This window comes from Pseudomonas sp. MIACH (assembly GCF_001269925.1).
Taxonomy (GTDB): Bacteria; Pseudomonadota; Gammaproteobacteria; order Pseudomonadales; family Pseudomonadaceae; genus Aquipseudomonas.
In genome coordinates this window covers 126,093-138,228 of record NZ_LHVO01000064.1, presented here as the reverse complement: position 1 = coordinate 138,228, position 12,136 = coordinate 126,093, and the positions used below count along the sequence as shown (strand labels likewise).

Sequence of the window (12,136 nt, the reverse complement as noted above, 5' to 3'; positions counted from 1 at the left end):
CAAACGCCCCGAACCAGTCGGGGCGTTTGCGGATAGCTGTCAGCGTGGGTTCACGCCATCAGCGGCTTACTTGATCACCGGTGCAGGGCCTTCGGCCACGCCCAGGTCATCTTCTTCACGGGTGTCGGAGATACCGCGACCACCGGAAGCCAACTCGCTTTGCAGTTGATCGGTGTCCAGTTCCTTGACCCACTTGGCCACAACGAGGGTGGCAACGGCGTTACCGACCAGGTTGGTCAGTGCGCGGGCTTCGGACATGAAGCGGTCGATACCCAGGATCAGCGCCAGGCCGGCAACCGGCAGGTGGCCGACAGCCGACAAGGTGGCAGCCAGTACGATAAAGCCACTACCAGTCACGCCGGCAGCGCCTTTGGAGGACAGCAGCAGCACCAGCAGCAGGGTGATCTGGTGGGTGATGTCCATGTGGGTGTCAGTCGCCTGGGCGATGAACACAGCAGCCATGGTCAGGTAGATCGAGGTACCGTCGAGGTTGAACGAGTAGCCGGTCGGAATCACCAGGCCTACGACGGATTTCTTCGCACCCAGACGCTCCATCTTGATCAGCATGCGTGGCAATGCGGATTCGGAGGAAGACGTACCCAGAACGATCAGCAGCTCTTCACGGATGTAGCGGATCAGTTTCAGGACACTGAAACCGTGAGCGCGGCAGATACCACCCAGCACCACCAGCACGAACAGCAGGCACGTGATGTAGAAGCAGATCATCAGCTGGCCCAACTGCACCAGGGAACCTACACCGTAGGCACCGATGGTGAACGCCATGGCGCCCAGGGCACCGATTGGCGCGAGCTTCATGATCATGTTGATGATGTTGAACATCACGTGGGCGAAGCGATCAATGAAGTCCAGCACCGGCTTGCCGTAGGCACCCAGGCGATGCAGGGCGAAACCGAAGATCACCGAGAACATCAGCACTTGCAGGATGTCGCCGTTGGCGAAGGCGCCGACGATGGTGTTCGGGATCACGTTAAGCAGGAAGCCAACGATGCTCTGGTCGGCACCGGCAGTCACATAGGCAGCGACTTTGGAGGCGTCCAGGGTTGCCACGTCGATGTGCATGCCGGCGCCCGGTTGCACGACGTTCACCACGATCAGGCCGATCAGCAGTGCGATGGTCGACACGATTTCGAAGTACAGCAGCGCGTAGCCGCCGGTTTTGCCGACCGATTTCATGCTTTGCATGCCAGCGATGCCGCTGACTACGGTGCAGAAGATAATCGGGGCAATGACCATTTTGATCAGCTTGATAAAGCCGTCACCCAGTGGCTTGAGCGCCACACCGGTCTGCGGGTAGAAGTGACCGAGCAAAATACCGATAACGATTGCAACGATCACCTGGAAATACAGGGATTTGTAGATTGGCTGACGAGTCGTCATTGCAAAGTTCCTCAATCGTCCCGTGTGGCAAATATCCGCCATTGCCCACGACACTTGAATTGCGAACCCTCCTGCACTGGAGGGATTTGTTGTTTGCGAGACCTGTAGGACCAGGCCTGCGCTGTAATCCTTATCGCAAACGCCGTGCCACTTTGCTGAAAACCCCTGAGGGCCTTAAGACATCAGGGCTACGGATTTTAAAGCACCCTCCAAAGTGCCAAGTCAGCTGGCGGATTTCCGCCGCACTGTCCAATCCCGTCCTACAATTTGGCGGATATCCGCCTTGTCGCCCTGCCAAGTGATGACTACCATCCGCCCTTCCATGGACGAGGGCCCCGTATGCGTGAACGTACCATCGCCAGTCATTACGCCCGGGCAGCCCTCGGCGGTGCGCGTCAGGCCGGTTACGACTATTCGGGCCTGCTGCAACAGCTGGGCATCACCCCGGAACTGTTGAGCGAACCCCGCGCCCGCATTGCGCCCGAGCAATTTACCCGGCTGTTGCAAATGCTCTGGCTGGCTCTGGACGATGAATACCTGGGCTTCGCCGAGGGCCCTAGCAAACGCGGCACCTTCGCCATGATGTGCCATGCGCTGATCCACTGCCGCACGCTGGAGAAGGCTCTGGAGCGCGGCTTATTATTTTATAGCCTATTCCCACAAGGCCCGCGCTGGCAGCTGACACGAGAAGGCGAAATGGCCCGCTTGAGCCTGGATGATTCTCAGCTGTGGGACCCGGATCACTTCCTCAGCGAATGCCTGCTGGTGATCTGGCACCGCCTGGGCAGTTGGCTGATCGGCCAGCGCATTCGTTTGCACCAGGCCACGTTCAGCTACCCGATGCCGGCGCACGCCGCTGAATATGACCTGCTGTTTCCCTGCACCCTGGTGTTCGGTGCCCCCAACAGTAGCCTGGTGTTTCCCGCCCGCTACCTGAGCCTGCCGCTGTTGCAGGACGAGCGCACCCTCAAGCATTTCCTTGAGCGTTCCCCCGCCGACCTGCTGTCACGCCCGGATGAAGGCGACAGTTTGAGCAGCCAACTGCGACGCTTGTTGAGCCGTGACCGCACGCCGTGGCCCGACCTGGAAGCCGTCGCCCAGCACCTGCACGTCAGCCCGCAGACCCTGCGCAGACATTTGCGCGAGGAAGGCACCAGCTTTCAGGCACTCAAGGATGAGTTGCGGCGGGACATCGCCATCTACCACCTGGGACGGGCGGATTTGTCGTTGCAGGAGATCGCCGAGCAGTTGGGGTTCTCCGAACCGTCGGCGTTTCATCGGGCGTTCAAGAAGTGGACAGGGCTGACGCCGGGGGCGTATCGGGCACAGGAGAGTTAGCGCTGCGTCGTTTGTGAGGGCCTCATCGGGGGCAAGCCCCCTCCCACATTTTGAATTTATTCACACATCAAACTTTGTGAACACAGTCAAAGGTGGGAGGGGGCTTGCCCCCGATAGGGCCAGCCCAGCCACTAAAGATCACACTGACGGAAAGTGAATCTTGAACGCCGCGCCACCCAGCGGTGAATCCCCCAGGGTCAGTCGTGCGCCGTAGCTTTCGATGATGTCCTTGACCACCGCCAACCCGATCCCCTGCCCCGGGTGCTGGCGGTCCAAGCGCTCGCCCCGTTGCAGAATCCGTGCACGCTGGTCCGGCGGTACTCCAGGGCCGTCATCTTCGATGCACAATTCGATGCCCTCAAGATTTTCCACCAGGCTGATGCGCACTTCGCTCAGGCACAGCCGATAGGCGTTTTCCAGCAGATTGCCGAGCAATTCGAGCAGGGCGCCCTTCTCGATCGGCACATCGCAGGCGTCCGGTAATTCAAGGACCACTGTGACGCGCTTGTCGCGGTAGACCTTGTCCAGCGTATCGCACAGGCTTTGCAGGACCGGCTCCAGGCGCACCTGATGGCGTACCAGACCGCTTTTGCGCAAGCTAGCACGCTGCAACTGATAGCTGATCTGCTGGCTCATGCGCTCGATCTGGGATTGCAGCACCCAGGCCTGATCGCGGTCTTCCGGGCGCTGCGCCATGTCTTCGCTCACGCTTTGCAACACAGCCAGCGGTGTTTTCAGGCTGTGGGCCAGGTCATCGAGGGAGTCGCGGTAACGCGCCCGCTGCTCGCGCTCGCTGTGCAGCAGGCGGTTCAGGGAGCCCGTGAGCCGCAGCAATTCGCGCGGGTGTTGTTCGGAGAGGCTTTCACGGGTGCCGCCTTCGATCTGGTCAAGCTCCTGGCTCAATCGCCGCAGGGCTTGCAGGCCCCAGGTCAGGCCCAACCACAGCAAGGTCAGCAGCACCAGCAATGCCGCGCCGAAACCCAGGTAGAGGTTTTCGCGCAGGCCTTCAAGGGTCAGTTGGTATTCGCGCACCGGTTGCAGGGCCACGATACTGAACGCCGCGCTCTTGCCGCCGAGCAGCTTGACCTCGACGTCGTAGACGAAGAACTCCTGGCCGTCGGCCTCGCGAATCCGCGCAAACTCGTTGCCGCGCCCGTCATAGCGCGGCTTGTAGTTGATGTTTTCGTCGCGGGTTGCCCGCGAGCGCCATACCAGGTGGCCTTCACGGTCGTAGATATAGCCGAGCAAGCGGCTATCGGCGAGGTTGAAACGCTCATCCGGCAATTGCGCCGGCATCAGCAGGCGATTGTTTTCCACCCGCGCCGCGGAGATCAGCGTGGTGACGTCCGACGCCAGGCGCTGCTCGATGGAATCTTGCAGTGCCAGGCTGAACGCGCCCTGCATGGCGGGCAACAGGCCCAGCATAAACAGCACGGCCAGGGTGGCAGCCGCGAGCATCAAGCGCACACGTAGCGAGCGGATCAACGGCAGCGCTCATTGAACAGGTAACCCAGGCCGCGCACGGTGTCGATCGGCTTGAACCCGGCCGGGCCTTCCAATTTACGGCGCAGTCGACCGACCAGGACTTCGATGACATTCGGATCACGCTCGTCGTCGTCGGGGTAGAGCTGCTCCATCAAGCGGTCCTTGGCGACCACCTGCTGGTGATGGCGCATCAGGTATTCGAGGATGCGGTATTCATAGGCGGTCAATGCCAGAGGCTGTTCGTCGAGAGACGCTTGCTTGCGGTTGAGATCGAGCAGCAAGGGGCCGGCGACGATGGTCGACTGGGTAAAGCCGCTGGAGCGGCGCAGCAAGGCGTTCATCCGCGCCTCCAGCTCTTCGAACTGGAACGGCTTGACCACGTAGTCGTCGGCACCGGCGGCCAGGCCTTCGACCTTGTCCTGCCAGTTGCCACGCGCGGTGAGGATCAGGATCGGAAAGGTCTTGGCCTGGCTGCGCAGTTGGCGGATCAGGTCCAGGCCGCCCATGCCGGGCAGGCCCAGGTCGATGATCGCCAGGTCATGGTTGAATTGACCGGTCTGGTACAGGGCCTCTTCGGCATTGGCCACGGCCTCGACCACGTGGCCGCTGTCGGTCAGGCGGGTAAACAGGTGATGACGCAGCAGCGCCTCATCTTCCACCACCAGCAATTTCATAAGGCTCTCCAAAGCAAATCAACTGTCCGACAGAGGGATATCATAGCGGCCCTGCAGGTCTTGCGGGCGCAGTTTAATGCCATTGAACTGGCCGGTCAGGTGTTCATAGCCGGCGCGATAGCTCGGCTGCGGGGCGGCCAAGCCAAGGGACTGACCCCAGGGCGTGGGCTGACTGCCCGCGTCTTCGATACTGACACGCTGCATCAAGATGCTGGATTTCTTGGTTTTCTCACGACCGAATGCGGCAAAGGCACCATCGGAGGCCTGAACCCCTGCGGTGGCACTGAGCATGGTTAACGCCAACATCAGCTTTTTGATCGCAGTCATGGTGCTACCTCATACGCGTTTGGCTGTGAGGCCAGACTACGCAGGCGCCCCTGAACTCCCCCTGAACAGGCTCTGAACCTCACCTGAACCACGGCGGGCTATCCTCTTGCTCCTCAACTCGGCAAAATACCGCCCATGACGCCCCTACCCGCTTGCTGCACCCCACTCGACGCCCATTGGCCGCTGCCCGAACCCTTGCCGGGCACGGTGTTTCTCAGCACCCGCTTTGACCCCGCATTGCTGGCCCCCGGCGACTTCCAGCACTGCGCCGTGCCGCCACCGGCGAGCATCCAGCGCTCGGTGGCCAAGCGTCAGGCCGAGTTTCTCGCCGGTCGCCTGTGCGCGCGCGCGGCCCTGCAACAGCTCGATCACACCAGTTGCATCCCGGCGATCGGCGAAGACCGCGCACCGGTGTGGCCCGCCCACATCAGCGGTTCCATTACCCACAGCACCGGACATGCCGCCGCGATTGTCGGGCACAAGGCGCAATGGCGCGGGTTGGGGATGGACCTGGAGAACGTACTGAGCCTGGAACGGGCAGAGCGTCTGGCCGGGGAAATTCTGACGGCGCAAGAGCTGCAGCGTATGGCTGATGTGCCGCGAGAGCAGATCGCCTTGCTGGTGACACTGACGTTTTCGGTCAAGGAGAGCGTGTTCAAGGCGCTCTACCCGATCGTGCAGAAGCGCTTCTATTTTGAGCATGCCGAGGTGCTGGAGTGGTCAGAGGCAGGGTATGTGCGCTTGCGCTTGCTCACAGACCTGTCCAGCGAGTGGTGCCACGGCAAGGAACTTACCGCGCAGTTTGCGGTGAATGAGGGGCAGTTGTTGAGCCTGATTGCCATCGGCGCTTGATAGACCGACATCAGGGTTTATCTTGATCCCTGGGCCAACTCAAGCTGAAACACGCGCCGCCCAAATTATTGCTTTTGCTGATCAATGCCCTGCCGCCATGCCAGTAGATAATCCGCCGCACAATCGACAACCCCAGGCCATGCCCGCCCGAGGCACGGGTGCGGCTGTCGTCCAGGCGCAGGAACGGCGTGAAGATACGCTCCCAGGCGCTTTCCGGCACACCGGGCCCGTCGTCCTCCACATCAATACGACAACGCACCTGGCCCACCTGATAACTGATCAACACCTGGCCCTGGGCGTGGCGCATGGCGTTGCTCACCAGGTTTTGCAGGGCGCGGTGCAAGTAACGCGGCTCGGCATCGACCCAGGCGTCATCCCAATGCGTTGAGGACAGGCAAATACCCCGTGCCACGGTCACCTGCGGGCGCAGTGGCGATAATTCGCCGATCACTTGATCAAGCAGCGCATCGAGGTCGACCCGCTGGAAAATCAACGCCGGCGCCCCCTGTTCCAGCCTTGCATAGGTGAGCATTTCATCCACCAGGCCGTCGAGGTCCTGGATATCACTGTCCATGCCTTCCAGGTACTTGCGCCGCGCTTCAGGCGTGGCGGCGTCGCCGATCATCTCCAGGCCGAAGCGCAGGCGTGCCACCGGTGTGCGCAATTCATGGGACACCGCGCGCACCAGTTCACGCTGGATCGCCAACAGTTGCTGCAGGTGCTCGGCCATGCCATTAAAGGCTGCCGCCAGGCGCCCCACCGAATCGGCGCCCCGGGCTGGCACACGTACCTCCAGATTGCCTTTGGCGATGCGCGTGGCGGCGGCTTCCAGGCCTCGGAGCCGGCGCTCCAGCTGACGCACCAATAGATAGACAATCAGGCCGATCAGAGTCAGGCCGATCAACGCGATCAGGACCAGCCATTGCGCCGGGTACGGGCTCATCTGATACAGCGGGCCGAGTTCCAGCACCCAGGGCGTTCCGACCATGCCGGCAAACACGCGGATCGAATCGCCGCCCTTGCCCAGGGCCATGACCGTATCGCCCTCCGATACTCGGCGGCGTTGGTCGTCGTCCATATCGGCCTGGTCGAGGGTCATCAGGTGCATTTCGAAACCAAAGCCCTTGGCCTCCTTTATATCCGCCAGCCGTTGCGGCTGCTCGGAAACGGGGAAGCGCACCAATTCGTCGGCCAGCAGGTAAATGGTCGCGCGGGCCAGTTGCTCGCTGATCTGCTGCACTTCGCCCGTAAGCACCCACTGTTCCTTATCGCTGACCAGGCGCAGCACCATTGCGGCGTGGGGCCCGGTCTGTTCCACCAGCACCTGGCCGCGTTGCAGACGGGTGCGCTGGCTGAGGTCCAGTTGGGCATCGGTGAGGCTGCGTAATTCCAGGGGGATGCCGAGCAAACGCTCCCACACGGCCAGGGCGCGCTGGCGTTCGATGGCGCTCATGGGCTGCAGGTTGTCGCCCATCAAGGCAAAGGTACCGTGGGCCAGGCGCTCACGGTATTGGCCGCTGCGCACCTCGTTGAGCAGGTGCAGGGCCAGCACGCCGAGCAGCGCCACCAGAATCAGCGCCGCGCACATGCCGCCATAGATACGCAGGAAGATCGAGTTCACAGCGGCATATCGGCGGCGGCTTCAGGAACGAACAAATAGCCTTTGCTGCGGATGGTCTTGATCAGCCGAGGGTGGATCGGGTCATCGCCGATTTTCGGGCGAATCCGTGAGATGCGTACATCAATGGAGCGGTCCTGGCCGTCATAGCCGATGCCGCGCAGGGCGATAAAGATTTCTTCGCGAGACAGGATGCGCCCGGCATTCGCCACCAACAGCCACAGCAGGTCGAACTCTGCACTGGTCAACTCGATACCGTTATCGTGCAGCCAGGCTTCGCACAGGGCGTTATCCACCACCAGCGGGCCGAATTGCAGGCGGCGCTGGCTTTCCACACTGGCGGGCTCCGCCGGCTCACTGCGGCGTAACAGGGCCTGGATGCGCGCCAGCAACAGGCGCGGGCGCACGGGTTTACACACGTAGTCGTCGGCGCCCATGTCCAGGCCCAGCACCTGGTCCATGTCGTCGGTACGGGCGGTGAGCATCAGGATCACGCCGTCGTAGCGCTCGCGCACCTTGCGACAGATACTCAGACCGTCTTCGCCAGGCAGCATCAGGTCGAGAATCACCAGGTCCGGTTGCTCGGCGATGATCCGCGCCGCAGCCAGGGCGCCATCACCTTCCACAGAAACCCGCAGGCCGTTGCTTTCCAGGTAATCGCGGGTCAACTCGGCGAGTCGCTCGTCGTCCTCGACGATCAGGATTTGCCAGGCTTCTTGCTCCACGGGTGATCCTCGTTGTTATAAAGGGATTCGTTGGCCGAGTAGGCCATACCTTATTTGTAATGTTTTGAGGGCATAACAAAGGCCGATTGTAGCCATGGTCAAACCCTCTCGCACAAGCCGGGAAATCCATTCGGTGATCGCGTTTTTTTGTGATAGGGTTCGCGCCCTCAAAAACCCGACTGGCCGTTTTTTCCTTGGAATATTCAGTGACAAACGGCGCGATCCAGCAGTACTGCGGCCTACACGGGCGTTCCACGTTTCATACACATTTTACCCACAGCGTTATCCACAGGTAGTGCGTTGCTAAGCCCCCCAAAACGCATTATCTTGTAGCTCGGCGCTAAAAAAACCCTACATGTAGGGTTTTTGAGCGAAAAGACCCAACACAAATCAGACAAGAAACTCAAGCCCTTTCTTGCTCCTGTTTGGTCTAACCCAAGCATTTTTTGAAAGCCCAAACCGCGCACGCGGATGGCAGCCGTTTTCAAGCTCCAACAGCGGAAAACGGTACGGGTGTTGCAGTGCTTGAACCTGGCAACTGTCACCCACCAGAAATACGGCCAGAGGCTTTAGAGCCTTGAACCGAAGACTTCGGCATGGAAGCGGCGCGATCAGCCCCCTTCCTCCTGTCCCGAAGTTGTTATGCCAGGCCCAGGCCTGCTGTAAATGCTTCAGGACGGAACGGTGGGCACCGTGATGGTGCCCAAATAAATATAGAATGTGGAGACAACCCCCCATGCAAACCGACACAACTCGCGAGAACCCGCAAGGCTCCGTGCCGCAGGCCGCTGATTCGAATATGGATCTGGCCGCCACTGCACCTGGCCAATTGCGCGTGATCAAGCGTAACGGGACTGTCGTTCCTTACACCGACGACAAAATCACCGTCGCCATCACCAAAGCGTTTCTTGCAGTTGAAGGCGGCACCGCTGCCGCATCGTCGCGCATCCACGACACCGTTGCCCGCCTGACCGAACAAGTCACCGCGACCTTCAAGCGTCGCATGCCATCGGGCGGCACCATCCACATCGAAGAAATCCAGGACCAGGTCGAACTGGCCCTGATGCGTGCCGGCGAGCAGAAAGTTGCCCGTGACTACGTGATCTACCGCGATTCGCGCGCCAAGGAACGTGCCGTGCGCACCCCGGCCGAAGAAGCCGCCGTACAAGCGCACCCATCGATCCGCATCACCCTGGCCGACGGCAGCTTTGCACCGCTGGACCTGGGCCGCCTGAACACCATCATCACCGAGGCCTGCGAAGGCCTGGAAGAAGTCGACGGTGATCTGATCCAGCGCGAAACCCTGAAGAACCTATACGACGGCGTGGCCCTGACCGACGTCAACACTGCCCTGGTGATGACCGCCCGTACCCTGGTTGAGCGTGAGCCGAACTACTCGTTCGTGACCGCGCGCCTGCTGATGGACACCCTGCGTGCCGAAGGCCTGGGCTTCCTGGGCGTGGCCGACAGCGCCACCCACCACGAAATGGCCGACCTGTACGCCAAGGCCCTGCCGGCCTACATCGCCAAGGGTATCGAATTCGAATTGCTGAACCCGATCCTGGCCACCTTCGACCTGGAAAAACTCGGCAAGGCGATCAACCACGAGCGCGACCAGCAGTTCACTTACCTGGGCCTGCAGACCCTGTACGACCGTTACTTCATCCACAAGGACGGGATCCGCTTCGAACTGCCGCAAGTGTTCTTCATGCGCGTGGCCATGGGCCTGGCGATCGAAGAGAAGCACAAAGAAGACCGTGCGATCGAGTTCTACAACCTGCTGTCGTCGTTCGACTACATGTCGTCCACCCCGACCCTGTTCAACGCCGGTACCCTGCGTCCACAGCTGTCGAGCTGCTACCTGACCACCGTGCCGGATGACCTGTCGGGCATCTACCACGCGATCCACGACAACGCCATGCTGTCCAAATTCGCCGGCGGCCTGGGCAACGACTGGACGCCAGTGCGCGCACTGGGTTCGTACATCAAGGGCACCAACGGCAAGTCCCAGGGCGTCGTACCGTTCCTGAAAGTCGTGAACGACACCGCCGTAGCGGTCAACCAGGGCGGCAAGCGCAAAGGCGCGGTGTGTGCCTACCTGGAAACCTGGCACATGGACATTGAAGAGTTCATTGAGCTGCGCAAGAACACCGGTGATGACCGTCGTCGTACCCACGACATGAACACCGCCAACTGGATCCCTGACCTGTTCATGAAGCGTGTCTTCGATGACGGCAAGTGGACCCTGTTCTCGCCATCCGAAGTGCCGGACCTGCACGACCTGACCGGCAAGGCCTTCGAAGAGCGCTACGAGTACTACGAAGCCCTCACCGAGTACCCAGGCAAGGTCAAGCTGTTCAAGACCATCCAGGCCAAAGACCTGTGGCGCAAAATGCTCTCGATGCTGTTCGAAACCGGCCACCCATGGCTGACCTTCAAGGACCCGTGCAACCTGCGCAGCCCGCAGCAGCACGTGGGCGTGGTCCACAGCTCGAACCTGTGCACCGAGATCACCTTGAACACCAACAAGGACGAGATCGCCGTTTGCAACCTGGGCTCGATCAACCTGCCGAACCACATCGTCAACGGCAAGCTGGACACCGCCAAGCTGGAACGCACCGTGAACACCGCCGTTCGCATGCTCGATAACGTGATCGACATCAACTACTACTCGGTGCCACAGGCGCAGAACTCCAACTTCAAGCACCGTCCGGTTGGTCTGGGCATCATGGGCTTCCAGGACGCGCTGTACCTGCAGCACATTCCTTACGGTTCGGATGCAGCGGTCGAGTTCGCCGACAAGTCCATGGAAGCGGTCAGCTACTACGCGATCCAGGCTTCCTGCGACCTGGCCGACGAGCGCGGCGCCTACGAGACGTTCCAGGGTTCGCTGTGGTCCAAGGGCATCCTGCCGCTGGATTCGCAACAGATCCTGATCGAGCAGCGTGGCCAGAAGTACATCGACGTAGACCTGAACGAATCCCTGGACTGGGCGCCGGTACGTGCCCGTGTGCAGAAAGGTATTCGTAACTCCAACATCATGGCCATCGCACCGACCGCGACCATCGCCAACATCACCGGCGTATCGCAGTCGATCGAACCGACCTACCAGAACCTGTATGTGAAATCGAACCTGTCGGGCGAATTCACCGTGATCAACCCGTACCTGGTTCGCGACCTGAAAGCCCGCGGCCTGTGGGACTCGGTCATGATCAACGACCTGAAGTACTACGACGGTTCCGTGCAGCAGATCGAACGCATCCCGCAAGAACTCAAAGAGCTCTACGCGACCGCCTTCGAAGTGGACACCAAGTGGATCGTTGACGCCGCCAGCCGTCGTCAGAAGTGGATCGACCAGGCTCAGTCGTTGAACCTGTACATCGCCGGCGCTTCGGGCAAGAAGCTCGACGTAACCTACCGCATGGCTTGGTACCGTGGCCTGAAAACCACTTACTACCTCCGTGCCCTGGCCGCGACCAGCACCGAGAAGTCGACCATCAACACCGGTAAGCTGAACGCAGTGTCCAGCGGCAACCACGGTGATGACTCGGTGCTCGCCGCACCGGCTGGCCCGGCACCCGTGCCAAAGGCCTGTGCGATTGACGAGCCGGATTGCGAAGCTTGCCAATAAGCTGAGCCGCAGGCGCTGAAAGGCGCCTGCTCGAAACCCCCGACATGCCCCCTGGGTGTGCCGGGGGTTTTCTTTTGCCCGCCAAATA

The 12,136-nt window shown here is 60.9% G+C and carries 9 protein-coding genes; 3 read left to right on the top strand and 6 right to left on the bottom strand.

Annotation, left to right across the window (positions count from 1 at the left end; translation table 11 throughout):
• Nucleotides 1-66: 66 nt before the first annotated feature.
• Nucleotides 67-1,398: a dicarboxylate/amino acid:cation symporter gene (locus AD670_RS28825; protein WP_053140106.1), complete on the bottom strand. Its 1,332-nt coding sequence runs from the start codon at nucleotides 1,396-1,398 to the stop codon at nucleotides 67-69.
• A 339-nt stretch (nucleotides 1,399-1,737) separates the two neighbouring features.
• Between AD670_RS28825 and AD670_RS28820 the strand changes: the two genes are divergently transcribed.
• Nucleotides 1,738-2,736: an AraC family transcriptional regulator gene (locus AD670_RS28820; protein WP_053140104.1), complete on the top strand. Its 999-nt coding sequence runs from the start codon at nucleotides 1,738-1,740 to the stop codon at nucleotides 2,734-2,736.
• 138 nt (nucleotides 2,737-2,874) lie between these two features.
• Here the strand turns inward: AD670_RS28820 and AD670_RS28815 are convergent, their stop codons facing one another.
• From AD670_RS28815 to AD670_RS28805, 3 genes are read right to left on the bottom strand one after another with little or no spacing between them, the layout of a single operon-like run.
• The gene (locus tag AD670_RS28815; protein WP_053140102.1) at nucleotides 2,875-4,221 is read right to left on the bottom strand and encodes an ATP-binding protein; all 1,347 of its coding nucleotides are present in this window, start codon (nucleotides 4,219-4,221) and stop codon (nucleotides 2,875-2,877) included.
• Nucleotides 4,218-4,895 (bottom strand): response regulator, encoded by a 678-nt coding sequence (locus AD670_RS28810; protein WP_017138377.1) that lies wholly within the window; start codon nucleotides 4,893-4,895, stop codon nucleotides 4,218-4,220. Before AD670_RS28810 ends, AD670_RS28815 begins: the two co-directional genes overlap by 4 nt.
• Nucleotides 4,896-4,913: 18 nt before the next feature.
• Nucleotides 4,914-5,222, bottom strand: coding sequence for a hypothetical protein (locus tag AD670_RS28805; protein WP_053140100.1), 309 nt, complete (start codon nucleotides 5,220-5,222; stop codon nucleotides 4,914-4,916).
• Between the two features lie 135 nt (nucleotides 5,223-5,357).
• On the opposite strand from AD670_RS28805, the gene AD670_RS28800 reads away from it, so the two are divergent.
• Nucleotides 5,358-6,074: a 4'-phosphopantetheinyl transferase gene (locus tag AD670_RS28800; protein ID WP_053140098.1), complete on the top strand. Its 717-nt coding sequence runs from the start codon at nucleotides 5,358-5,360 to the stop codon at nucleotides 6,072-6,074.
• A 10-nt stretch (nucleotides 6,075-6,084) separates the two neighbouring features.
• Here the strand turns inward: AD670_RS28800 and AD670_RS28795 are convergent, their stop codons facing one another.
• Both AD670_RS28795 and AD670_RS28790 read right to left on the bottom strand, forming a co-directional pair.
• Complete coding sequence (locus AD670_RS28795; RefSeq protein ID WP_053140096.1) at nucleotides 6,085-7,695, bottom strand: ATP-binding protein; 1,611 nt, start codon at nucleotides 7,693-7,695, stop codon at nucleotides 6,085-6,087.
• Nucleotides 7,692-8,417: a response regulator gene (locus tag AD670_RS28790; protein ID WP_053140094.1), complete on the bottom strand. Its 726-nt coding sequence runs from the start codon at nucleotides 8,415-8,417 to the stop codon at nucleotides 7,692-7,694. Before AD670_RS28790 ends, AD670_RS28795 begins: the two co-directional genes overlap by 4 nt.
• A 736-nt stretch (nucleotides 8,418-9,153) precedes the next feature.
• Here AD670_RS28790 and AD670_RS28785 point away from each other — a divergent pair.
• Nucleotides 9,154-12,048 (top strand): ribonucleoside-diphosphate reductase subunit alpha, encoded by a 2,895-nt coding sequence (locus tag AD670_RS28785; protein ID WP_053140092.1) that lies wholly within the window; start codon nucleotides 9,154-9,156, stop codon nucleotides 12,046-12,048.
• Nucleotides 12,049-12,136: the final 88 nt, after the last annotated feature.

What these genes read in the sequence shown, in the direction of transcription:
- AD670_RS28785 (WP_053140092.1), top strand. Translation starts at nt 9,154, where the DNA reads ATGCAAACCGACACAACTCGCGAGAACCCGCAAGGCTCCGTGCCGCAG.
- AD670_RS28820 (WP_053140104.1), top strand. Translation starts at nt 1,738, where the DNA reads ATGCGTGAACGTACCATCGCCAGTCATTACGCCCGGGCAGCCCTCGGC.
- AD670_RS28800 (WP_053140098.1), top strand. Translation starts at nt 5,358, where the DNA reads ATGACGCCCCTACCCGCTTGCTGCACCCCACTCGACGCCCATTGGCCG.
- AD670_RS28810 (WP_017138377.1), bottom strand. Translation starts at nt 4,895, where the DNA reads ATGAAATTGCTGGTGGTGGAAGATGAGGCGCTGCTGCGTCATCACCTG.
- AD670_RS28825 (WP_053140106.1), bottom strand. Translation starts at nt 1,398, where the DNA reads ATGACGACTCGTCAGCCAATCTACAAATCCCTGTATTTCCAGGTGATC.
- AD670_RS28805 (WP_053140100.1), bottom strand. Translation starts at nt 5,222, where the DNA reads ATGACTGCGATCAAAAAGCTGATGTTGGCGTTAACCATGCTCAGTGCC.